This is a genomic window from Streptomyces sp. CLCI03 (genome assembly GCF_053615355.1).
The window spans coordinates 6,442,561-6,463,748 of record NZ_CM132132.1; the positions used below are offsets into that span (position 1 = coordinate 6,442,561).

Annotated in this window: 21 protein-coding genes; 16 read left to right on the forward strand and 5 right to left on the reverse strand. The window is 73.4% G+C overall.

Going from position 1 to position 21,188, the window contains the following annotated elements; translation table 11 throughout:
- Positions 1–37 precede the first annotated feature (37 nt).
- The gene (locus ACWG52_RS29695; protein ID WP_389814855.1) at positions 38–1,240 is read right to left on the reverse strand and encodes an amino acid deaminase/aldolase; all 1,203 of its coding nucleotides are present in this window, start codon (positions 1,238–1,240) and stop codon (positions 38–40) included.
- 182 nt (positions 1,241–1,422) lie between these two features.
- Here ACWG52_RS29695 and ACWG52_RS29700 point away from each other — a divergent pair, with 182 nt between their 5' ends.
- Genes ACWG52_RS29700 through ACWG52_RS29710 form a run of 3 tightly spaced genes read left to right on the forward strand, consistent with a single transcriptional unit; the run spans position 1,423 to position 4,190 of the window.
- Positions 1,423–2,226 carry a hypothetical protein gene (locus ACWG52_RS29700; protein WP_389814858.1) on the forward strand — a complete coding sequence of 268 codons (804 nt, stop codon included), beginning with the start codon at positions 1,423–1,425 and terminating at the stop codon, positions 2,224–2,226.
- On the forward strand, positions 2,223–3,428 hold the full coding sequence (gene mycP, locus ACWG52_RS29705) for a type VII secretion-associated serine protease mycosin (RefSeq protein WP_389814860.1): 1,206 nt from the start codon (positions 2,223–2,225) through the stop codon (positions 3,426–3,428). Before ACWG52_RS29700 ends, mycP begins: the two co-directional genes overlap by 4 nt.
- A gap of 21 nt (positions 3,429–3,449) precedes the next feature.
- Positions 3,450–4,190, forward strand: a complete 741-nt coding sequence (locus tag ACWG52_RS29710; RefSeq protein WP_453126429.1) for an SseB family protein — start codon at positions 3,450–3,452, stop codon at positions 4,188–4,190.
- 148 nt (positions 4,191–4,338) lie between these two features.
- Here the strand turns inward: ACWG52_RS29710 and ACWG52_RS29715 are convergent, their stop codons facing one another.
- Positions 4,339–4,716, reverse strand: a complete 378-nt coding sequence (locus ACWG52_RS29715) for a DUF1844 domain-containing protein (RefSeq protein WP_030012387.1) — start codon at positions 4,714–4,716, stop codon at positions 4,339–4,341.
- A gap of 325 nt (positions 4,717–5,041) precedes the next feature.
- On the opposite strand from ACWG52_RS29715, the gene infC reads away from it, so the two are divergent.
- The 10 genes from infC (at position 5,042) to ACWG52_RS29765 (ending at position 15,415) form a co-directional block, all read left to right on the forward strand.
- The gene (gene infC / locus ACWG52_RS29720; RefSeq protein WP_389814867.1) at positions 5,042–5,776 is read left to right on the forward strand and encodes a translation initiation factor IF-3; all 735 of its coding nucleotides are present in this window, start codon (positions 5,042–5,044) and stop codon (positions 5,774–5,776) included.
- 102 nt (positions 5,777–5,878) lie between these two features.
- Positions 5,879–6,073: a 50S ribosomal protein L35 gene (gene rpmI / locus ACWG52_RS29725; RefSeq protein WP_033222478.1), complete on the forward strand. Its 195-nt coding sequence runs from the start codon at positions 5,879–5,881 to the stop codon at positions 6,071–6,073.
- Between the two features lie 98 nt (positions 6,074–6,171).
- Positions 6,172–6,558 (forward strand): 50S ribosomal protein L20, encoded by a 387-nt coding sequence (gene rplT, locus ACWG52_RS29730; RefSeq protein WP_007263143.1) that lies wholly within the window; start codon positions 6,172–6,174, stop codon positions 6,556–6,558.
- A 174-nt stretch (positions 6,559–6,732) separates the two neighbouring features.
- Positions 6,733–7,593, forward strand: coding sequence for a TrmH family RNA methyltransferase (locus ACWG52_RS29735; RefSeq protein WP_033222481.1), 861 nt, complete (start codon positions 6,733–6,735; stop codon positions 7,591–7,593).
- Positions 7,594–7,703: 110 nt separating this feature from the next.
- Positions 7,704–8,888 (forward strand): sensor histidine kinase, encoded by a 1,185-nt coding sequence (locus tag ACWG52_RS29740; RefSeq protein ID WP_389815117.1) that lies wholly within the window; start codon positions 7,704–7,706, stop codon positions 8,886–8,888.
- A 153-nt stretch (positions 8,889–9,041) separates the two neighbouring features.
- On the forward strand, positions 9,042–10,169 hold the full coding sequence (gene pheS / locus ACWG52_RS29745; RefSeq protein WP_033222485.1) for a phenylalanine--tRNA ligase subunit alpha: 1,128 nt from the start codon (positions 9,042–9,044) through the stop codon (positions 10,167–10,169).
- Positions 10,169–12,697 carry a phenylalanine--tRNA ligase subunit beta gene (gene pheT, locus ACWG52_RS29750; protein ID WP_389814876.1) on the forward strand — a complete coding sequence of 843 codons (2,529 nt, stop codon included), beginning with the start codon at positions 10,169–10,171 and terminating at the stop codon, positions 12,695–12,697. The genes pheS and pheT overlap by 1 nt, the downstream gene beginning before the upstream one ends.
- A 61-nt stretch (positions 12,698–12,758) precedes the next feature.
- Positions 12,759–13,133 carry a SpoIIE family protein phosphatase gene (locus ACWG52_RS29755; RefSeq protein WP_389814879.1) on the forward strand — a complete coding sequence of 125 codons (375 nt, stop codon included), beginning with the start codon at positions 12,759–12,761 and terminating at the stop codon, positions 13,131–13,133.
- Between the two features lie 351 nt (positions 13,134–13,484).
- Complete coding sequence (locus ACWG52_RS29760; protein WP_389814882.1) at positions 13,485–14,825, forward strand: transcriptional regulator; 1,341 nt, start codon at positions 13,485–13,487, stop codon at positions 14,823–14,825.
- 62 nt (positions 14,826–14,887) lie between these two features.
- Positions 14,888–15,415: an NUDIX hydrolase gene (locus ACWG52_RS29765; RefSeq protein WP_389814885.1), complete on the forward strand. Its 528-nt coding sequence runs from the start codon at positions 14,888–14,890 to the stop codon at positions 15,413–15,415.
- A 42-nt stretch (positions 15,416–15,457) separates the two neighbouring features.
- Here ACWG52_RS29765 and ACWG52_RS29770 read toward each other — a convergent pair whose 3' ends face one another.
- A complete protein-coding gene (locus ACWG52_RS29770) occupies positions 15,458–16,351 on the reverse strand; it encodes a 3-hydroxybutyryl-CoA dehydrogenase (protein WP_051782388.1) in 894 nt (297 codons plus the stop codon).
- 139 nt (positions 16,352–16,490) lie between these two features.
- Here ACWG52_RS29770 and ACWG52_RS29775 point away from each other — a divergent pair, with 139 nt between their 5' ends.
- On the forward strand, positions 16,491–17,738 hold the full coding sequence (locus ACWG52_RS29775; RefSeq protein ID WP_389814889.1) for a glycoside hydrolase family 10 protein: 1,248 nt from the start codon (positions 16,491–16,493) through the stop codon (positions 17,736–17,738).
- A gap of 1 nt (position 17,739) precedes the next feature.
- Here the strand turns inward: ACWG52_RS29775 and ACWG52_RS29780 are convergent, their stop codons facing one another.
- Both ACWG52_RS29780 and ACWG52_RS29785 read right to left on the reverse strand, forming a co-directional pair.
- Positions 17,740–17,937: a DUF1918 domain-containing protein gene (locus tag ACWG52_RS29780; RefSeq protein WP_030010502.1), complete on the reverse strand. Its 198-nt coding sequence runs from the start codon at positions 17,935–17,937 to the stop codon at positions 17,740–17,742.
- Positions 17,938–17,994: 57 nt separating this feature from the next.
- The gene (locus ACWG52_RS29785) at positions 17,995–18,900 is read right to left on the reverse strand and encodes a DMT family transporter (protein ID WP_389814893.1); all 906 of its coding nucleotides are present in this window, start codon (positions 18,898–18,900) and stop codon (positions 17,995–17,997) included.
- Here ACWG52_RS29785 and ACWG52_RS29790 point away from each other — a divergent pair.
- Entirely contained in the window at positions 18,899–20,344 is a 1,446-nt protein-coding gene (locus ACWG52_RS29790) for an aminotransferase-like domain-containing protein (RefSeq protein WP_389814896.1), read from the forward strand. The genes ACWG52_RS29785 and ACWG52_RS29790 overlap by 2 nt on opposite strands.
- A gap of 31 nt (positions 20,345–20,375) precedes the next feature.
- Positions 20,376–20,951 (forward strand): histidine phosphatase family protein, encoded by a 576-nt coding sequence (locus ACWG52_RS29795; protein WP_389814899.1) that lies wholly within the window; start codon positions 20,376–20,378, stop codon positions 20,949–20,951.
- Positions 20,952–21,188: the final 237 nt, after the last annotated feature.

Consider the following 21,188-nt stretch of genomic DNA (forward strand, 5'->3'; position numbering starts at 1 on the left):
GGCCCACTGCCCGGCGCCGAGCCTCCCGTGACACCCGTCAGAGGAAGGTCCGTCCCTCGCCGCGGTAGGTCGGGACGCCCTCGGTGACCCGATCGCCCTCGATCAGGTGCAAGGTGTCGAACCGCTCGCACAGTTCGCCCGCCTTCGCGTGCCGGAACCAGACCCGGTCGCCGATCAGCAGATCGTCGGCCGGGCTCCCCAACAGCGGGGTCTGCACCTCGCCCGCGCCCTCCTGGGGGTCGTAGCGCAGCCCCTGGGGCAGGTACGGCACCGGCAGCCGGTCCACCCCGGCCGCACCGGAGGCCGGATACCCTCCCCCGAGCACCGTCACCACACCCACCCCGGGCCGGCGCACCACGGGCTGCGCGAACAGAGCCGCCGGACGCCCGCTGAACGACGTGTAGTTGTCGAACAGCCGGGGCATGTACAGGCCCGAACCCGCCGCGATCTCGGTCACCGCGTCCTCGGCGGCCGTCTGCTGCACGCTGCCGGTACCGCCGCCGTTGACGAACTCCAGATCCGGTACGACGGCCCGCACGGCCCGCACCACCTCGGCCCGCCGCGCCGCCAGCTCCTTGCGGGCCGCGCCCTGCATCAGCCGGATCGTCCGGGACCGCAGCGGGCGACCCGCCAGCGAGTCCCCGACCCCGGCGACATGACCCTCGTACGCCATCAGACCCACGACCCGGAACCCGGGCCGGGCGGCCACCGCCCGGGCCAGCTCGGCCAGTTGCGCCGGCTCACGCAGCGGGGAGCGGCGGGCCCCGATCCGTACCCGGCCGCCGAGCAGCCGCAGGGACGTGTCCAGCTCCAGACAGACCCGGATCTCCTCGGCGCCGCCGTCCCGGGCGGCGTCGATCAGGTCCAGCTGCGCGGCGTCGTCCACCATCACGGTCACCGCGCCGGCGAGCTTGGCGTCGCTCGCGAGCTCGCCGAAGCCGGCCCGATCGGCGGAGGGATAGGCGAGGAGCACGTCCTCGAACCCGGAGCGGGCCAGCCAGAGCGACTCGGCGAGGGTGTACGACATGATCCCGGCGAACCCGGGGCGCGCGAGGACCCGTTCCAGCAGCGCACGGCACCGGACCGACTTGCTCGCGACCCGGACCGGCTTGCCGGCGGCGCGGCGGACGAGGTCGTCGGCGTTGGCGTCGAAGGCGTCGAGATCCACGATGGCCAGCGGCGCGTCCAGGTGCGCGGTCGCCCGGTCGTACCGGGCGCGGTCGGTGGCGGCGGAGTTCATGGGCGGCAGCTTGCCAGAGGTCTCTACCGGTGGGTAGAGGTCGCCCCCACGGGGCTGGATCGGCCCCGGTGGCGGGGGTGGTTCGGGAAGGGGCCTTGTGCGGGCACCCGGGGGCGTCGGGCGGCGGTGACGCCGTAGAGTACGGGGAGGCAGCCGTACGGAACGGGGGGCGGAGCCGCCGGATGACCACGACGACACCGCGGACCGAGATCCTGGGCGAGCCCGACCGGCCCCAGCCCACGCACGCGCACCCCCGCCGCCACCCCGTACGGGTCCTCGCCGCCACGCTCTGCGTCCTCCTCGGCAGCGGCCTCGTCGGCGGAGCCGCCCTCACCACCTGGGCCGAGCACCGCGCCGCCGCCCGCCCCCTCCCCGCCGACGCCGCCTACCGCAAGGCCGGGTCGCTGTGGCGCGCCGCCCCCGTCGACAGCCTGTTCCCGCCCGTCCTGACCGGCCCCGCCGCCGGCCCCGGCGGCGCCGACCGCACCTGGACCCGGATCGCGCTCGCCCCCGACGCCGACTGCTCGGCCGCCCTCGCCGCCGACTGGCAGGCCCTGTTGGCCGACGTCGGCTGCACCCGCGTGCTGCGCGCCACCTACACCGACGCCACCCGCAGCTCCCTGATCACCGTCGGCATGGTCTTCACCCCCGCCGACGCCCCCACGATGACCGCCCTCACGGCGCGGCTCCCCGCCCCGCCCGCCTACGGGTTCACCGACGCGCAGCGCGCCGCCTGGGCCACCTTCGTACGCCCGCAGGCGCCCGTCGTCGTCTACACCGTCGCCGCCTTCGCCGACGGCCGCCGCCCGGACGCACCCCGCCCCGCCGAGGACCTGATGAAGAAGGACGCCACCGGAGCCGCCGCCCATGCGGGCCTCGGCCACGAGGCCCGGGCGCTCGCCGACCGCGTCGGCAACGGCCTCGCCGTCCTCGCCGCGCCACCCGCACCGACCGCCGCCACACCCACCCCGGAGCCCACCCGATGATCCGCCGGGCCTCCGGGCAGGCGGCCGCCGCGCTGCTCGCCGCGACCCTCCTGGTGTCCGCCACCGCGACCCCAGCTGCCGCCGACACCATCCGCGACCGCCAGTGGGGCCTGCTGACCCTGCGCGCCGAGGAGGCCTGGGGCACCACCCGGGGCGCCGGGGTGACCGTCGCCGTCCTGGACACCGGCGTCGACGAATCCCATCCCGACCTCTCCGGTCAGGTCCTCGCCGGCACCGACCTCATCGGCATGGGCGCCGGCCCCGGCGACCGCGCCTGGGCCCGCCACGGAACCGCCATGGCGAGCATCATCGCCGGGCACGGCCACGGCCCCAGCCGCGGCCAAGGCGTCCTCGGCATCGCCCCGCAGGCTCGGATCCTGCCCGTCCGGGTGATCCTCGAAGAGGGAGACCCGGGCCGCGCCCAGGCCCGCGACAGCAAGGGCGGAGCCCTCGCCGAGGGCATCCGCTGGGCCGCGGACCACGGCGCCGACGTGATCAACCTGTCGCTCGGCGACGACAGCGACTCCGCCCACCACGAGGCGGGGGAGGACGAGGCCGTCCAGTACGCCCTCGCCAAGGGCGTGGTCGTCGTGGCCTCCGCGGGCAACGGCGGGGAGGCGGGCGACCGCGTCTCCTACCCGGCCGCCTATCCCGGGGTCATCGCCGTCACCGCCGTCGACCGGCGCGGCAGGAAGGCCAAGTTCTCCACCCGCAACTGGTACGCGACCGTCGCCGCCCCCGGCGTGGACGTCGTCATCGCCGACCCGGACCGCTCCTACTACGAGGGCTGGGGCACCAGCGCCGCGGCGGCCTTCGTCTCCGGCTCCGTGGCCCTCCTCCTGGCCGCGCACCCGGACCTGACCCCGGCCCAGGTGAAGAAGCTGCTGGAGGAGACCGCCTCCGACTCCCCGGCCGGCGGCCGCGACGACGCCCGCGGTCACGGGCTGGTCGATCCCGTCGCCGCCCTCCAGGCCGCCGACGAGGTGCGCCCCGAGGCCCCGGTGCCCGCGCCGGCGGCGGCAGGGAGCACCTACTTCGGCCCCGGCCCCGAACCGGTCCGCCCGCCCGAGCGCGGCGCCCGCCTGCGGGCCCCGGTGGCGGCCGTCTCGGGGGCGGTGCTGCTCGTCCTGGCCGCCGTACTGGCCAGGCGCCCGCGCCGGGGCACCCGGGGCCGCGACCAGGACCCGTACCCGGCACAGTAGGGTCGGGTAACTGTGGCGAACATGGCGAACAAGAACATTCCCGACCCGGGCTTCTCCGACGACGACGGCTCCGCCGATCCCCGGCTGACCGCGGCCCTGGCCGCCTGGTCCGAGGACCGGGCCAAGGAGCCGGAGGTGCTGGCCGCGCTCCAGGGCGCCCGCCTGCTCGTTCCGGTGGTCGCCGTCCTCGGCGAGGTGGAGACCGACCCGGAGACGGGCCTGAAGCGCGAGAAGACCAGCGACATGGCCGTCCCGACCCTGCGGGCGGGAGACCGGCGGGCCCTGCCCGCCTTCACCTCGATCGCCTCGCTCGCGCTATGGGACCCCGCGGCCCGGCCGGTGGCCGTCCCCCTGCACCAGGCGCTGGCGGCGGCCGCGCACGAGAAGGCCGACACCCTCGTCCTGGACCTGGCCGGTCCCGTCACCTATCAGTTGACCGGCTCCGCGCTGCTCGCGCTCGCCGAGGGCCGCACCGACGCGGGTCCCCTGGCCGACCCCGCCGTACGGGAGGCCGTACGGGCCGCCGTGTCCGCCGAGCCGGCCGTGCTGCGCGCCCACCTCGTCCCGGGCGGCGGCGACTGCGACGGCACCCTGGCGATCGTGTTGGCCGAGGACGCGCAGCCGCCCGCGGCGGCCCGACGCGTCGCCGAGGCGCTGGCGGCGGACACCACCCTGCGGGCCAGGCTGGTCCGCGGCCTGGACCTGGCACTGCTCCCGTCGGACGCCCCGGCTGCGCCCGGCGATCCCCTCTTCACCCGCTGACCGGGGGAGTCCCGTGAGCGATCTGCCGGCCCGGATGCGCCAGGCCGCCCTGATCGCGGGGCGGTCGCGCGGCCCCCGGACATGACGACGGCCGGTGCACCCCAGAGGGGTGCACCGGCCGTCGTCACATGGTCTTCCGTGTGCGGACTCAGCCGAAGACGGGGCCCGTGAACTTCTCGCCCGGCCCCTGGCCCGGCTCGTCCGGGACGATCGAGGCCTCGCGGAAGGCCAGCTGCAGCGACTTCAGGCCGTCGCGCAGCGGGGCGGCGTGGAAGGAGCTGATCTCGGTGGCGCTCGCGGTGACCAGGCCGGCCAGGGCCGTGATCAGCTTGCGGGCCTCGTCGAGGTCCTTGTGCTCGGAGTCCGGCTTGTCCAGGCCCAGGTTGACCGCCGCGGCGCTCAGCAGGTGCACGGCCACCGTGGTGATCACCTCGACGGCGGGCACGTCCGCGATGTCGCGGGTCATGGTGTCGTAGTCGGGGGCGCCGTCGGCAGTGGGCTCGGTGGGGGGTGTCGCGTCAGTCATGCGCCCCACGATATGCCGTGCGGCGGGCTTGCGGCGCGGGTGCTAGTATGTACTTCGACCGGCCGGACACTTCTGTGCCCGGCCCACAAGTGGAGGCTCCGTTCTCCCACCTGACTGCCCTCCGGGGCGGCGGGTCACCGGTCAGGTGGCATCCATCGTTCCGTACGGACGATGGAAAGCTGCCCGAGTTTACGCCCCGCGGTTCGCACGCGACGGTGTTCCGGTTGTTTTGGAGCCCCTGCCTGTGCCCGGCGGGGCTTTTTTGATTCTCCCGCCGCGGTCGGTCTGACGGAAATACACGTCAGCGGCTGTCTGCCAGGCAGCCGTGTGGTGCTACCGAGGAGGATCCATCAGCACCGAGCCCCGCATCAACGACCGGATTCGCGTTCCCGAGGTACGGCTTGTCGGTCCCAGCGGCGAGCAGGTCGGCATCGTGCCGCTTGCCAAGGCGCTCGAGCTCGCGCAGGAGTACGACCTCGACCTGGTCGAGGTCGCGGCGTCCGCACGCCCGCCGGTCTGCAAGCTCATGGACTACGGCAAGTTCAAGTACGAGTCGGCCATGAAGGCCCGTGAGGCGCGCAAGAACCAGGCGCACACGGTCATCAAGGAAATGAAGCTCCGGCCGAAGATCGACCCGCACGACTATGACACCAAGAAGGGTCACGTCGTTCGGTTCCTCAAGCAGGGCGACAAGGTCAAGATCACGATCATGTTCCGTGGTCGCGAGCAGTCCCGGCCGGAACTCGGCTACCGACTGCTGCAGCGTCTCGCCTCGGACGTCGAGGACCTCGGGTTCATCGAGTCGAACCCGAAGCAGGACGGCCGAAACATGATCATGGTCCTCGGTCCGCACAAGAAGAAGACCGAGGCGATGGCCGAAGCCCGCGAGGCGCAGGCCGCCCGCAAGGCGGAGCGCCAGGGTGTCGCCCACACCGAAGGCGAGGCTCCTTCCGAGGACGCCGCCGTCGAGGTCGATGACACCACCGAGGTCGCCTCTGCCGAGGCCACCGAGGCCGCCGCCGACGAGGCGCCGGCCGACGAGGCGAACGCCGAGGCCTGATTCCGAGGCAGCCTGTCTCGGATCACCGACACAACATGACGCTCCCGTCAGCCGGTCCCCCAGGACCGGCGGGAGCGCCACCGACGAGGAGATAACGGCGCCATGCCGAAGAACAAGACGCACAGCGGTACCAAGAAGCGCTTCAAGGTCACCGGCTCCGGCAAGGTGCTCCGCGAGCGTGCCGGCAAGCGCCACCTGCTCGAGCGCAAGTCGTCCCGCCTCACCCGCCGCCTGACCGGCACCGCGGAGATGGCTCCCGGCGACGCCGCGAAGATCAAGAAGCTTCTCGGCATCTGACGTCCTCCGCTCCCGACAGGGAGCGGACGTCGGACCGGGACCCCATCGAATTCGGGCCGTGTGAAGACACCCACGGCCCCGCTACAAGGAGTTAAAAAGTGGCACGCGTCAAGCGGGCAGTAAACGCCCACAAGAAGCGCCGGGCGATCCTCGAGGCGGCCTCCGGCTACCGCGGTCAGCGTTCGCGCCTGTACCGCAAGGCCAAGGAGCAGGTCACCCACTCGCTGGTCTACAACTTCAACGACCGCAAGAAGCGCAAGGGCGACTTCCGTCAGCTGTGGATCCAGCGCATCAACGCCGCTGCCCGCCAGAACGGCATGACGTACAACCGCCTCATCCAGGGTCTGAAGGCCGCCAACATCGAGGTGGACCGCAAGATCCTCGCGGAGCTGGCCGTCAACGACGCCAACGCGTTCGCCGCGCTCGTCGAGGTCGCGCAGAAGGCGCTTCCGGCCGACGTCAACGCCCCCAAGGCCGCTGCCTAAGGGCTAGCCGGCCCCGCTCGCACAGGGCCGGCCCCCACGGACCCGCAGGCATTCGCCTGCGGGTCCGTGTGCTTTCCCGCCCCGCGCACCGTCCGTACCCCGCGGGTCGCCCCGCCCCGTCCCGCACCCCCGCGGGCCGTCCCGCCCGGAACCCGAGAGAGAACCGCACACACCATGGGTCACCCCGACGAGCTGATCTCCCCCCGATCCACGCGGGTGGCCGCCGCCAGGCGTCTGGCGCGGCGCAACTTCCGCACCAAGGAGCGCCGCTTCATCGCCGAGGGCCCGCAGGCCGTCCGCGAGGCCGTCGAGCACCGCGGACCCACGGGCCGGTCGACCCTGATCGAGCTGTTCGCCACCGTCGAGGCCGCCGAGCGCTACTCCGGGATCATCGAGGCCGCCCTGGACGCGGGGGCCCGGGTCCACCACGCCTCCGACGAGGTGCTCGCCGAGGTGTCCCAGACCGTCACCCCCCAGGGCCTGGTCGGGGTCTGCCACTTCCTGGACTCCCCGTTCGAGGAGATCCTGGCCGCCCGGCCCAAGCTCGTCGCCGTCCTCGCGCACGTCCGCGACCCCGGCAACGCCGGTACGGTGCTGCGCTGCGCGGACGCCGCCGGCGCCGACGCGGTGGTGCTGACCGACGCCTCCGTGGACCTCTACAACCCCAAGTCGGTACGGGCCTCCGTCGGCTCCCTCTTCCACCTCCCGGTCGCCGTCGGCGTCCCGGTCGAGCAGGCCGTCGAGGGACTGCGGGCGGCCGGCGTACGGATCCTGGCGGCCGACGGCGCGGGCGAGGACGACCTCGACGCCGAGCTGGACGCGGGCACCATGGGCGGGCCCTCCGCCTGGGTCTTCGGCAACGAGGCCTGGGGTCTGCCCGAGGAGACCCGGGCCCTGGCGGACGCCGTCGTACGGGTCCCGATCCACGGAAAGGCGGAGAGCCTGAACCTCGCGACGGCCGCCGCCGTGTGCCTCTACGCGTCCGCGCGTGCACAGCGGGCGCCCGGAGGGTGCCGCTCTGTGACCCCCAGCTAGTAATGTGGCGGCCCGGGGGGCCCACTGCGCTACTCGGAGATGTGGGGTACGGGGACATGACCGTCGGTACGAACAACTCGCCGGGGGCCGGCACGACGGCCGGTCCGCCGATGCCCGTCGGCCCCTGCGCCCGCACGGGCGGGCCCGTCGACGCGGTGCCCCCCGCACGCGCCTCCGAAGCGCTGCGCGGCGTACCGCCGCAGGGCACGGCCCGCGGGGCCGTCCTGGGCGGCGGCGCCCCCGGTGACGCCCTCGGCTTCGGGATCGACCCCGACTGCCTGCCCGACGGGCTCGTCGTCGCCGACGCCACCGGGCGCGTGATCTGCTTCAACCGGGCCGCCGCCCGGATGACCGCGACCGACCCCGCCCAGGCGCTCGGCACCCCCATCGAGCGGGCCCTCCCGCTGGAGGACCTCGAAGGGCGCCGCTGGTGGGCGCTGACCGATCCGTACGGGGGCCTCGCCACCCGCCGCGGACAGCCCGAGCGGAACCTGCTGCTTCCCGGCGGCCGCGAGGTGCTGGTCTCCGCCAGCTACGTCCGTACGCACCCCACCGGCCCGCTGCGCCGCCTCGTGGTCACCCTGCGCGGCACCGAGGCCCGCCGGCGCACCGAGCGCAGCCACGCCGAGCTGATCGCCACCGTCGCGCACGAGCTGCGGTCCCCCCTGACCTCGGTCAAGGGCTTCACGGCCACCCTGCTCGCCAAGTGGGAGCGGTTCACCGACGACCAGAAGCGGCTGATGCTGGAGACCGTCGACGCCGACGCCAACCGCGTCACCCGGCTGATCGCCGAGCTGCTCGACATCTCCCGCATCGACTCCGGCCGCCTGGAGGTACGCCGCCAGCCCGTCGACATCGCCACCGCCGTCGGCCGACACGTCCAGGCACTCACCGCGAACGGGCAGGCCCCCGAGCGGTTCCTCGTGAGCGTCAGCCGTCCGCTCCCCGATCTGTGGGCCGATCCCGACAAGATCGACCAGATCCTCGGCAACCTCCTGGAAAATGCGGTGCGCCACGGCGAGGGAACGGTCACCATCGGGGTGTCGCCACATGAGAAGGGAACCGCCGTCACCGTGACCGACGAAGGCCCCGGGATCCCCGAGGAGTCGATGGGCCGCGTCTTCACCCGCTTCTGGCGGGGGAGCAAGCGCGGCGGCACCGGCCTGGGCCTGTACATCGTCAAGGGCATCGTGGAGGCCCACGGCGGGACCATCACGGTCGGCCGCGGCCCCGGCGGCGGCGCCGAGTTCCGATTTATCCTGCCCGTGAGCGCGCCCGCGTACCTCACGCAGTAGTCCTGCGGAGCGTCTCGGCAGGCGGCCCACGGGCTCCTTCACCCCCAGCGACCTTTAGACTCGTCCTTTGGCACCTTTGTGTCCTTGTGCCGAGCGCGTCCTGCGCGTCGCGCGGGGGACCCAACCAGCCAGCCATCGGAAGTACGGGAAGAGATGTCGGCACCGAACAAGTCGTACGACCCTGTCGAGGTCGAGGCACTGAAACCGGAAGAGATCGAGCGCATGCGGGACGAGGCGCTCGCCGCCTTCGCGTCCGCCGGCGACCTCGACGCGCTGCGTGAGGCGAAGACCGCGCACATGGGCGACCGCTCGCCCCTGGCGCTCGCCAACCGCGAGATCGGCGCGCTGCCCCCCCAGGCCAAGGCCGAGGCGGGCAAGCGCGTGGGACAGGCCCGCGGCGCCGTGAACAAGGCCTTCGGGGCCCGCACGGTCGCGCTGGAGGCGGAGCGCGACGAGCGGGTGCTGGTCGAGGAGGCCGTGGACGTCACGCTGCCCTACGACCGCGTGCCCGCCGGCGCCCGGCACCCCCTGACCACGCTGATGGACCGCATCGCGGACATCTTCGTGGCCATGGGGTACGAGGTCGCCGAGGGCCCCGAGGTCGAGGCGGAGTGGTTCAACTTCGACGCCCTCAACTTCACGCCCGACCACCCGGCGCGCCAGATGCAGGACACCTTCTTCGTCCGGGGCCCCGAGGGCACCCAGGGCGACGAGTCCGGTGTCGTGCTGCGCACCCACACCTCCCCGGTGCAGGCGCGCTCGCTGCTGGAGCGCAAGCCCCCCGTCTACATCGTCTGCCCGGGCCGGGTGTACCGCACCGACGAGCTCGACGCGACGCACACCCCCGTCTTCCACCAGGTCGAGCTGCTGGCCGTGGACGAGGGCCTGACCATGGCGGACCTCAAGGGCACCATGGACCACATGGTCCAGGAGCTCTTCGGCGAGGGCACCACCACGCGGCTGCGCCCGCACTTCTTCCCCTTCACCGAGCCGTCCGCCGAGATGGACATGCAGTGCTACGTGTGTCGCGGCGAGTCGGTGGGCAACCCCGACCGCCCGTGCCGTACCTGCTCCAGCGAAGGCTGGATCGAGCTCGGCGGCTGCGGCATGGTCAACCCCAAGGTGCTCGTCGCCTGCGGTGTCGACCCCGAGAAGTACAGCGGGTTCGCCTTCGGTTTCGGCATCGAACGGATGCTGATGTTCCGCCACAACGTCGAAGACATGCGAGACATGGTCGAGGGTGACGTTCGCTTCACCCGGCCGTTCGGGAGTGAGATCTGATGCGCGTCCCGCTTTCCTGGCTGCGGGAGTACGTCGATCTCCCCGCGGGTGAAACCGGCCGCGACGTGGCGGCCAAGCTGGTCGACGCCGGCCTTGAGGTCGAGACCGTCGAGCAGCTCGGCGGCGGCCTCAAGGGCCCGCTCGTCGTCGGTCAGGTGCTGACCATCGAGGAGCTGGAGGGCTTCCGCAAGCCGATCCGCTTCTGCACGGTCGACGTCGGTCAGGCCAACGGCACCGGTGAGCCGCAGGAGATCGTCTGCGGCGCCCGGAACTTCGCCGTCGGCGACAAGGTCGTCGTCGTGCTGCCCGGCGCGGTCCTGCCCGGCGACTTCGCGATCGCCGCGCGCAAGACCTACGGCCGCACCTCGCACGGCATGATCTGCTCCGGCGACGAGCTGGGCATGGGCGACGACGGCACGCACGGCATCATCGTGCTGCCGCACGAGCACGAGGTCGGCACCGACGCGATCGAGCTGCTCCAGCTCGTCGACGAGGTCCTCGACATCGACATCACCCCGGACCGTGGCTACTGCATGTCCATGCGCGGTGTCGCCCGTGAGGCGGCCACCGCCTACGGCCTGCCGCTGCGCGACCCGGCGCTGCTCGACGTGCCCCAGCCGAACTCGTACGGCTACCCGGTCAAGGTCGACGACCCGGCCGGCTGCGACCGCTTCACCGCCCGCACGGTCACCGGTCTCGACCCCGACGCGCGTTCCCCGATCTGGCTGACCCGCCGCCTGCAGAAGGCGGGCATGCGCCCGATCTCGCTCGCCGTGGACATCACCAACTACGTGATGCTCGAACTCGGCCAGCCGCTGCACGCGTACGACCGCTCCAGCATCGACGGCACCATCGGTGTCCGCCGTGCCGAGCAGGGCGAGAAGTTCACCACCCTCGACGGGGTCAAGCGCACGCTCGACGCCGAGGACCTGGTGATCACCGACAACAGCGGCCCGATCGGGCTCGCCGGTGTCATGGGTGGCGCCAACACCGAGATCGCCGACTCCGTCACCGACCCTGAGACCGGCCAGGTCACGGGGACCACGGACGTCGTCATCGAGGCCGCGCACTTCGACTCCGTGTCGATCTCGCGCACCGCCCGGCGCCTGAAGCTGTCCTCCGAGGCCTCCAAGCGCTTCGAGCGGGGCGTCGACCCGCAGGCCGCCGCCGCGGCCGCGCAGCGGACCGTCGACCTGCTCGTGCTCCTCGCGGGCGGCACCGCCGAGGCGGGCGTCACCGAGGTCCTCGCCCCGGGCGCGCCCCGCACCGTCGCCATGCCCGCGGACCACCCGGACCGGGTGGCGGGCATGGAGTACGGCCGCGAGACCGTCGTGCGCCGGCTCCAGGAGATCGGCTGCGACGTCTACGGGCAGGACGAGCTCGTCGTCACCGTCCCCTCGTGGCGGCCCGACCTCGCCGCGCCCAACGACCTCGCCGAAGAGGTCATCCGGCTGGAGGGCTACGGGAACCTCCCCTCGACCCTCCCGCAGGTGCCCTCCGGCCGCGGTCTGACCGCCAGGCAGCAGCTGCACCGCCGGGTCGGTCGCGCGCTGGCCGGCGCGGGCTACGTCGAGGCGCTCAGCTACCCGTTCATCGGTGAGGGCGTCTTCGACCAGCTCCAGCTCCCGGCGCACGACGTGGCCCGCCAGGTCGTCAAGCTGGTCAACCCGATCTCCGACGAGGAGCCGGCGCTGCGCACCACGCTGCTGCCGGGTCTGCTCGGCGCGCTGCGCCGCAACGACAGCCGGGGCAGCCACGACCTCGCGCTCTTCGAGACCGGTTCGGTCTTCCGGGCCGCCGCCCAGCCGGGTGTCGCCGTACGGCTGCCCGTCGACCGGCGTCCCACGGACGAGGAGATCGCCACCCTGAACGCGGCCCTGCCCGCGCAGCCGCGGTACGCCGCGGTCGTGCTGGCCGGTGCGCGCGAGCAGGCCGGCTGGTGGGGCAAGGGCCGCCCGGCCGACTGGGCGGACGCGGTCCAGGCCGCCCGCGCGCTGGCCGTCGAGGCCGGCGCCGACCTGGTGGTCCGCCAGGGCCAGTACGGCCCCTGGCACCCGGGCCGCTGTGCCGAGCTGGTCGTCACCCTCCGCGGGGTGGAGCAGGTCATCGGTCACGCCGGTGAGCTGCACCCGCGCGTGGTCAAGGCGATGGGCCTGCCGGCCCGGACCAGCGCGATGGAGATCGACCTGGACCGCCTCGCGGCGGCCGGTGGCGAGGCCCTCCAGGCTCCGCGGATCGCCTCCTTCCCGGTGGCGACCCAGGACGTGGCGCTGATCGTCGACGCGTCGGTCCCGGCGTCCTCGGTGGAGGCCGCGCTGCGCAAGGGCGCGGGTGAACTCCTCGAATCGCTGCGGCTGTTCGACGTGTTCACCGGCGAGCAGGTCGGCGAGGGCAAGAAGTCGCTGGCCTACGCGCTGCGCTTCCGCGCGGCCGACCGGACGCTGACCGCCGAGGAGTCCACGGCCGCGCGCGACGCGGCGGTGGCCCTGGCGGGCGAGCGGACCGGGGCGGTGCTCCGGGGCGCGTAGTCGCTTCGTACACGCGTGAGGGGCAGGTCCGGACCACCGGACCTGCCCCTCACTCGTTCGGGTGAGAACCCCGACGGCCCGTGTCCGGGGCGCCGGTCGGTCGACACAATCGATCCGGCCGGAGGGGAGTCCTACGGATGATCACGCGTGGGGGGATGACCCACGCCGGGGCGGACCGACGGCCCGACGCCGGCCGCGGCGCAGCCCCCGGCGAGCCGGGGCGAGGCCTCACCGCCGCCCGTGGTGCACCGACGGAGCCGAGGACGCCCGCGACCGGGCCGGGCGGTTCTTCGATCTGCCGGGCGTCCTCGCGCGGGAGGCGGCGGCGACGCCCACGCGGCTGGTGGCGGGCGTGCACGCCGCCCTGCTCCGGCACACCGGCGGGCGGCTCACCGACGACGTCGCCCTGCTGGTGCTCCGCAACGACCGGCCCTGACCGCCGGCCCCGGACACGCGCGCCGGGCCCGGTGGATGAGCCCGGCGCGCGCTCTCGACCCGACCCCTGCCGGGGCGCGGCGACCAACCGGGCGCCGGCGGGGCCGGAACGCGCCGCCCGCCTGCCATGGAGTGTCGGGCAGACAGCAGAACGGGCGGCGCGGTGACGGGTCGTCGCACTGTACGAGGGGGAGCCGACGACCCGAGCTACCTCTTGGCGAGGCTCTTCAGTGAAGCGCCTCCAGGGGTCCGCGCGGCAGAGTGCGCATCGCATTTATGCGCGTACGCGGTTCACACCCCGTGTGAACCGCGCACCCACTAGCCTGAGACCGACGAGCCCTTGGAGCGGCCCATGCAGCCCAATGTCCTGCTCGACGCCCTCCTCGCCGAGGCGGGCATGTCCCACGCCGGACTCGCCGCGTACGTGAACCAGGCAGGCCGCACCCGCGGTCTCGCACTGCGGTACGAACACACTGCGGTGACACGGTGGTTGAAGGGTCAGCGGCCCCGTGGCCAGGTTCCCGACCTGATCTGCGAGGTGCTCGGCGGGCGGCTGCGGCGACCGTTGGGGCTGGACGACATCGGACTCGGGGCGGCGGACCGGCCCGTGCCGCTGCACGCCTCACCGCTGAGCGGGTTCGTGGACCGGGCCGCCGCCCTGTGGCGTTCCGACGTCCAGGCCCGGCCCCAGCTGCTGGCCGCCGAGGCGGTCACCGGGACGCCCGCCGTCATCCCGGTGTGGGAGTGGGAGAATCCGCCGGAGGACGTCGACGTCTCGCGCGAGGGCCCGAATCCGGTCGGTCCCGAGCACATCGAGATCCTGAAGTCCGCCCGCGCCCACTACGAGCTGATGTACCGCCGGGCCGGCGGGCTGGCCACGCGGGACCGGATCGTCCGCTTCCTGGGCAGTGAGACCGCGCCCCTGCTGCGCGGGAGCTACTCCGACGACCTCGGCCGCCGGCTGCACCGGGCCACGGGGTCCCTCGTGGCGGTGGCGGGGATCTGCGCGTACGACTCGGACGCCCACGGCCTGGCCCAGCGCTATTTCCACCAAGCCCTGCGCCTGGCCAAGGCGAGCGGGGACCGGGGGCTCGGCGCGTACGTCATCGCGCTGATCGTCAACCAGTCCCTGCACCTACGGGAGCACCGCCAGGCCGTCGCCTTCGCCGAGGCCGCGCTGCGCGCCGCCGGGCACCACACCACCCCGGCGCTGGCCGCCGACCTGTACGCGATGCAGGCCAAGGCCTACGCCCAACTCGGCGACACCGGGGCCGCCATGGCCTGCATCCGCAAGGCCGAGGCGGCCGCCGAGCGGATCAGCCCGGGCAGCGAACCGGACGAGACCGGCTACGTACAGCCGGGGCTCGTCAACGTCCAGGTCGCCGAGGCGCTGCTCAGTCTGGGCGATCTGGAAGCCGCGCGGATCCAGGCGACCGCCGCCGTCGGCACCCCGGCGCACGACCGCGGCCGGGTGCACCGGCTGGCGATGCTGTGCGAGATCCAGTTGCGTCAGGGGGAGGCGGACCGGGCCGCGGCGTCCGCGGCCGAGATGGCCGAGCGGGCCAAGGGAATGGAGTCGCTGCGTCTGCGGGACCGGTTGAGGGCGGTCCGCGAACAGCTTCTGACCAGCGGTTGTACGGGCGCGGAGGAGACCGCGCTGCTCATCGACGGGGCGCTGCGCGTTCCGCTGTGACGGGCCGAGCTGCTGCCATGTTGCCACCTACTCGAACGGAAGGTGGCACAACCGTGCAGTGGATGAACCTGAGTGAGCAGACCGTGTACAAGAACCGTTGGTTCGACGTGAACCTCGCCGATGTGGAACTCCCCGACGGCCGACACCTGGACCACTTCGTGATCCGGCTGCGGCCGGTCGCCGTCGCCACGGCCGTCAACGAGGCCAACGAGGTGCTGCTGCTCTGGCGGCACCGCTTCATCACCGACAGCTGGGGCTGGGAACTGCCCGCCGGGGTGGTCGAGGACGGCGAGGACATCGAGGTCGCGGCGGCCCGGGAGATGGAGGAGGAGTCGGGCTGGCGACCCGGCCCGCTCCACCACCTCATGACCGTCGAGCCGTCCAACGGACTGACCGACGCCCGCCACCACCTCTACTGGGCGGACGGGGCCACCCACATCGGGCATCCCGAGGACGACTTCGAGTCCTCGCGCCGGGAGTGGGTCCCCCTCAAGCTCGTGCCGGACATGATCGCCCGGGGAGAGATCCCGGCCGCCAACATGGCGGCCGGGCTGCTCCTGCTGCACCATCTGCGCCTCGGCCAACCGTAGGAGCCGGCCGTAGGAGCCGGAGGTACGGATCGGCCGTACGGATCAGCCGTACGGGTAGAAGCCCGCGCCCGTCTTGCGGCCCAGGCGGCCGGCGTCGACCATGCGCTGGAGCAGCGGGGGAGCGGCGTACAGCGGCTCCTTGTACTCGGCGTACATCGAGTCGGCGATCGAGGCGATGGTGTCGAGGCCGATCAGGTCGGACAGCTTGAGCGGGCCCATCGGGTGGGCGCAGCCCAGCTCCATGCCGTTGTCGATGTCCTCGCGGCTGGCGATGCCCGACTCGAACATCCGGATCGCGGAGAGCAGGTACGGGACGAGCAGCGCGTTGACGACGAACCCGGACCGGTCCTGGGCGCGGACCGCGTGCTTGCCCAGCACGTCCCGCACCAGGGCCTCGGCCCGCTTGACCGTGTCCTCGCCCGTGGTCAGCGCAGGGATCAGCTCGACGAGCTTCTGCACCGGGGCCGGGTTGAAGAAGTGGATGCCGATGACCTGGTCCGGCCGCGAGGTCGCGACGGCCAGCTTGACCAGCGGGATCGAGGAGGTGTTGGAGGCCAGGATCGCGTCCGGGCGGGTGATCACCTGGTCGAGGACCTGGAAGATCTCCGTCTTGACCTGCTCGTTCTCGACGACCGCCTCGATGACGAGGTCACGGTCGGCGAACTCGCCGAGGTCGGTGGTGAAGGTGAGGCGGGCCAGGGTGGCGTCCCGCTCCTCTTCGGTGATCTTGCCGCGTTCGGCGGCCTTGGTCAGGGAGTTGTGCAGCCGGGTACGGCCGATCTCCAGGGCTTCGCCGGTGGTCTCGGCGACCTTGACCTCAAGGCCACTACGGGCGCACACCTCGGCGATACCCGCGCCCATCTGGCCACAGCCCACTACGCCGACCCGTGTGATGTCGGAAGGGAGGTCAGTCACTTCGTGCCTTTCGCAGCTCATCCGTCGGCGGGTCCCCCGTACGATTCCGGCGCCCGCCACGCCCCCCGACGTTACTCCCGACCTTGCGCCGGGCGGCGGGCCGGGGCGGGCATGCTGGGCGGACACCGCACATTGTCACTCAGCGAAACGGAGCTGTCACATGACGTACATCGGTCGACGGGCCCTGCTGGCCGGAGCCGTGGGGGTGATCGCCGCCGCCACGGCCGGGTCGGCGGCCGCCGCGCCGCGGCCCTCCGCGAGGATCCCCGGGGGGCGGGCGGGCGCCGCCGACTTCCGCGGGATGTGGATCGCCTCCGTGTCGAACGTGGACTGGCCCTCCGCGAGCGGGCTCTCCGCGGCGCGTCAGCGATCGGAGCTGCTCGCCCTCCTCGACACCGCCGTCGAGCGGCGCCTCGGTGCGGTGGTCCTCCAGGTCCGGCCGGCGGCGGACGCGCTGTGGCCCTCGAAGCTGGAGCCCTGGTCGCAGTGGCTGACCGGGGAGCAGGGGGTCGATCCCGGTTGGGACCCGCTGGGTACGGCGCTCAAGGAGGCGCACGCCCGCGGGCTGGAGCTGCACGCCTGGTTCAACCCGTTCCGCGTGGCCAACCACACCGACCTCGACCGGCTGGCGTCCTCGCACCCGGCGCGGCGCAACCCGGGCTGGACGGTGGAGTACGGCGGCAAGCTCTACTACAACCCCGGTCTGCCCGAGGTGCGGCGCTTCGTCCAGGACGCCATGTTCGACGCGATCTCCCGCTACCCGCTGGACGCCGTGCACTGGGACGACTACTTCTACCCCTACCCGGTGGCCGGCGAGTACTTCGACGACGACGAGGCCTTCGAGGAGTACGGGGCGGGCTTCACCTCGCGCGCCGCCTGGCGTCGCGGCAACATCGACACCCTGGTCCGCGAGATGTCCGTACGGCTGCGGGCGCTCGCTCCGGCTCCCCGCTTCGGGATCAGCCCGTTCGCGGTGTGGCGCAACTCCGACCGGGACCCGGCCGGTTCACCGACGCGCGCGGGCCTCGGTACCTACGACGACCTGTACGCGGACACCCGCAAGTGGGTCAGGGAGGGCTGGATCGACTACATCGTGCCGCAGGCGTACTGGCACATCGGGCACCCGACCGCCGACTACGCGGACATCGTGCCGTGGTGGGCGCGGACCGTCGCCGGTACGGGTGTGGACCTGTACGTGGGGGAGGCGCTGTACCGCTGCGACGAGGACAGCCCCACCGAGGCCTGGCGCGACCCCGGGGAGCTGTCCGAGCACCTGACGTTCGCCGCCAAGTACCCGGAGGTCCACGGCCACGTGTACTTCTCGGCGAAGCAGGTGGCCGCGGACCCCAACGGGGCGATGGCCCGGGTGGTCGCCGACCACTACCGGTCGGCGGCGTCCCGGCGCTGATTCAGTGAGTGGGCTCTGAGGGGTGGCGGACCGTGCAGTCGGGTCCGGGAGCCATCAGTGCCTCGTGTCCGTCCTGGAAACGGACCCGGTACGGGGGGGTTCCGTTCTCGCCCAGGACCTGGGTGATCTCGCCCACCTTGTCGTGCTGTCCTACGATCCTGCCGTGCTGCACCAGCTGGTCGCCCTCGGTCGCGCGCATAACTGACCTCCTCGGTGGCGGTCCGATCCGGTGCTTGCAGTTTAGGTCGTCATGGGGCTATTTGACCCGTTGGGTCACCGCGATGCAGACGAGTACGCCGCAGGCGGCGACCGGTGCGGCGGGGGAGAGGTGCTCGCCCAGCAGGGCCACCGACCAGACCAGCGTCAGCAGCGGTTGGGCGAGCTGGAGCTGGCTCGCCCGCGGTGCGCCGATCTCGGCCATGCCCCGGTACCAGACGTACAGGCCGAGGAAGGTGGAGCCGGCCGCCGCCCAGATCAGCCCGGCGAGCCCGTGGCCGGTGAGGTGCACCGGCTCGTACGCGAGCCCGGCCACGGAGCCGGCCAGGCTGAGCGGCAGGCACAGGACCAGCGCCCAGCCGATCACCTGCCAGCCGGGCAGCATCCGGGCGAGGCGGCCGCCCTCGGTGTATCCGGCGGCGCACACCAGCAGGGCGCCGAACAGGTAGGCGTCGCCCGCGGAGAGGGCGCCGCCGCTCTGCGCGAGCGTGAAGGTGATCACCACCGCCGCCCCGGCGAGGGCCGCGGCCCAGAAGGCGCGCGAGGGGCGGGCACCGGTGCGCAGCGCGGACAGCGCGGCGGTGGTGAGCGGCAGCAGGCCGACCACCACGGCGGCGTGCGAGGTCGTGGAGGTGGTCAGCGCGAGGGTGGTGAGCATCGGGAAGCCGACGACGACCCCGGCGGCGACGACGGCGAGCCCCACCCAGTGCTCACGGGCCGGCAGCGGGACCCGACATGCCAGCAGGAAGGCGCCGGCGATGGCGGCGGCCAGGACGCTGCGCAGCGCGACCAACGACCACGGACCGAAGCTCTCCAGTCCCCAGGCGGTGGCGGGGAAGGTCAGCGAGAAGGCGACGACGCCGAGCAGGGCGAGGGCGGTGCCCCGGCGTACCGGGTTCTTGACCGCTATCGTGGTCGGGAGAGTAGCGCTATTCTGTGCTGTCATGTACGAGCGTAGCAGTGTGGCGGAACTGGCCGAATCCCTGCGGGTCGAAATCGACCGCTACTCGGTGGGTGGAAAGCTCCCGTCGAGTCGGGCCCTGGTGGAGCGCTACCGGGTCAGCCCCGTCACCGTCTCCCGGGCCCTCGCGCAGCTCGCCGCCGAAGGCCTCGTCGTCACCCGGCCCGGCGCGGGGGTCTTCCGCGCCGCACCGCGTACGACGGCCCCCGCGCCCGGCGACACCTCCTGGCAGGAGGTCGCGCTCAGCGCCGAGGGGGCCGGGGAGATCGTCCCGCGCTCCGTCGACGCCACCGGAGTGCTGGGCTCCCTGGCCGTGCCGCCGCCCGGGGTGATCGAGCTCAACGGCGGCTACCTGCATCACTCCCTGCAGCCCGAGCGGGCCATGGCGGCCGCGCTGGCCCGGGCGGGACGGCGCCCCGGAGCCTGGGGGCGGCCGCCCCTGGAGGGCCTGCCCGAGCTGCGCGACTGGTTCGCCCGGGAGATCGGCGGCGCGGTCGTCGCCGCCGACGTCCTGATCACCGCCGGTGGGCAGAGCGCGCTGGCCACCGCCCTGCGGGCGCTCGCCCCGCCCGGCGCGCCGATCCTGGTGGAGTCCCCGACCTACCCCGGGCTGCTCGCCATCGCCAGAGCCTCCGGCTGCCGGCCCGTGCCCGTCCCGGTGGACGCCGAGGGCGTCCGGCCGGAGCTGCTGGCCGCCGCCTTCGAGGCGACCGGCGCGCGGGTGTTCGTATGCCAGCCGCTGTTCCAGAACCCGACCGGAGCGGTCCTGGCTCCGGGGCGGCGGGCCGAGGTGCTGCGCATCGCGCGGGCCGCCGGGGCCTTCGTGGTGGAGGACGACTACGCCCGGTCCCTGGTCCACGAAGGCGCCGGTCCGCTGCCCGCGACCCTGGCCGCCGAGGACGTGGACGGGGTCGTCGTGCACGTCCGGTCGCTGACCAAAGCCACCTCGCCCAGCCTGCGGGTGGGCGCCCTGGCCGCCCGGGGTCCGGTGGTCGACCGGCTGCGCGCCATCCAGGTCGTGGACTCCTTCTTCGTGCCCCGGCCGCTCCAGGAGGCCGCCCTGGAACTCGTCGGCGCGCCCGCCTGGCCCCGCCACCTGCGGACGGTGGCCGCCGAGCTGCGCCACCGGCGGGACGTGCTCGCGGGGGCCCTGCGCCGCGAGCTGCCCGCGCTGGAGCTGCCGCATGTGCCGTACGGCGGATACCAGTTGTGGGTGCGGCCGACCGGGTACGGCGACGACGCGGCCTTCGCGGCGGCCGCGCTGCGCGCCGGCGTGGCGGTGGCACCCGGCCGCCCGTACTTCTGCGCGGAGCCGCCGGGACCGCACGTCCGGCTGAGCTTCGCCGGGGTCTCGGGGCCCGGCGAACTGGTCGAGGCGGTCCAGCGGCTGCGCACCGGTCTGCCGGACGGCCTCGGTCCGGACGCTTGACCCGGTGCGGTATGCGGATCACCATCACCGCATGCATGTTCGGGTCTCGCTCGTCGCCGCAGCCCGTTGTTCCTCGCTGCTCGCCGAGCGCTTCGACGACGACCGCCCGCTGGACGGACCCGGTTGGCGGTCGGTGGAGTCCGCCGCGCAGGGCCTCGTACCCCTGGGCTCGGCCGAGCTGCGCTACTGCTCGCCGACCCCGCGCAGCCGTGCCACGGGCGAGGCCCTCGGCTACGCGCCCCTCGCGCAGCCCGCGCTGCGCGAGTGCGACATGGGCCGCTGGCGGGGGCTGACCCTGGCCGAGGTGACCGCCCACGAGCCCGGGGCGGTGGACCTGTGGCTCAGCGATCCGCGGGCCGCCCCGCACGGCGGCGAGTCCCTGCTCGCCTTCATCTCCCGGATCGGCGGCTGGCTCGACACCCGGCCGGCCGACGACGGAGGCCGGATCGTGGCGGTGGCGGAGCCCTCGGTGGTCCGGGCGGCCCTGGTGTACGCGCTGAAGGCGCCGCCGCTGACCTACTGGAGCGTGGACGTCCGACCGCTGTCCACGATGACCCTCACGGGCCGGTCCGGCAGCTGGCACCTGTGCCTGCAGGCCCCGGCGTAGGCCGTCCGGCTTCCTGCGGCCCGCCCGGATCCAAGCCGGGGTCCCGATCCCTGCCGCCCACGGGCCCGGGGCCGTCGCAAGCGGCGGAAACGGCGTCGCGGCGCATCCTTTCCTGCTACATATTTCCCTGAGGGTCGCGACCCCTCCGTCCTGGGCCGCCCCGTCCTCACCGCGATCAAGAGCATTGCATAAACGTGCGTAAGTACGTATAGTCATGCCATCGATGAGGAGGGTCCG

Excerpts from the sequence above, each read along its gene's own strand:
- mycP (WP_389814860.1), top strand. The coding sequence starts at position 2,223 with ATGATCCGCCGGGCCTCCGGGCAGGCGGCCGCCGCGCTGCTCGCCGCG.
- ACWG52_RS29715 (WP_030012387.1), bottom strand. The coding sequence starts at position 4,716 with ATGACTGACGCGACACCCCCCACCGAGCCCACTGCCGACGGCGCCCCC.
- ACWG52_RS29695 (WP_389814855.1), bottom strand. The coding sequence starts at position 1,240 with ATGAACTCCGCCGCCACCGACCGCGCCCGGTACGACCGGGCGACCGCG.
- ACWG52_RS29735 (WP_033222481.1), top strand. The coding sequence starts at position 6,733 with ATGGGTCACCCCGACGAGCTGATCTCCCCCCGATCCACGCGGGTGGCC.
- ACWG52_RS29780 (WP_030010502.1), bottom strand. The coding sequence starts at position 17,937 with ATGCGCGCGACCGAGGGCGACCAGCTGGTGCAGCACGGCAGGATCGTA.
- ACWG52_RS29790 (WP_389814896.1), top strand. The coding sequence starts at position 18,899 with ATGTACGAGCGTAGCAGTGTGGCGGAACTGGCCGAATCCCTGCGGGTC.
- pheS (WP_033222485.1), top strand. The coding sequence starts at position 9,042 with ATGTCGGCACCGAACAAGTCGTACGACCCTGTCGAGGTCGAGGCACTG.
- ACWG52_RS29785 (WP_389814893.1), bottom strand. The coding sequence starts at position 18,900 with ATGACAGCACAGAATAGCGCTACTCTCCCGACCACGATAGCGGTCAAG.
- ACWG52_RS29795 (WP_389814899.1), top strand. The coding sequence starts at position 20,376 with ATGCATGTTCGGGTCTCGCTCGTCGCCGCAGCCCGTTGTTCCTCGCTG.
- pheT (WP_389814876.1), top strand. The coding sequence starts at position 10,169 with ATGCGCGTCCCGCTTTCCTGGCTGCGGGAGTACGTCGATCTCCCCGCG.
- ACWG52_RS29700 (WP_389814858.1), top strand. The coding sequence starts at position 1,423 with ATGACCACGACGACACCGCGGACCGAGATCCTGGGCGAGCCCGACCGG.
- ACWG52_RS29760 (WP_389814882.1), top strand. The coding sequence starts at position 13,485 with ATGCAGCCCAATGTCCTGCTCGACGCCCTCCTCGCCGAGGCGGGCATG.
- ACWG52_RS29775 (WP_389814889.1), top strand. The coding sequence starts at position 16,491 with ATGACGTACATCGGTCGACGGGCCCTGCTGGCCGGAGCCGTGGGGGTG.
- ACWG52_RS29770 (WP_051782388.1), bottom strand. The coding sequence starts at position 16,351 with ATGAGCTGCGAAAGGCACGAAGTGACTGACCTCCCTTCCGACATCACA.
- ACWG52_RS29765 (WP_389814885.1), top strand. The coding sequence starts at position 14,888 with ATGAACCTGAGTGAGCAGACCGTGTACAAGAACCGTTGGTTCGACGTG.
- ACWG52_RS29740 (WP_389815117.1), top strand. The coding sequence starts at position 7,704 with ATGCCCGTCGGCCCCTGCGCCCGCACGGGCGGGCCCGTCGACGCGGTG.
- rpmI (WP_033222478.1), top strand. The coding sequence starts at position 5,879 with ATGCCGAAGAACAAGACGCACAGCGGTACCAAGAAGCGCTTCAAGGTC.
- ACWG52_RS29710 (WP_453126429.1), top strand. The coding sequence starts at position 3,450 with ATGGCGAACAAGAACATTCCCGACCCGGGCTTCTCCGACGACGACGGC.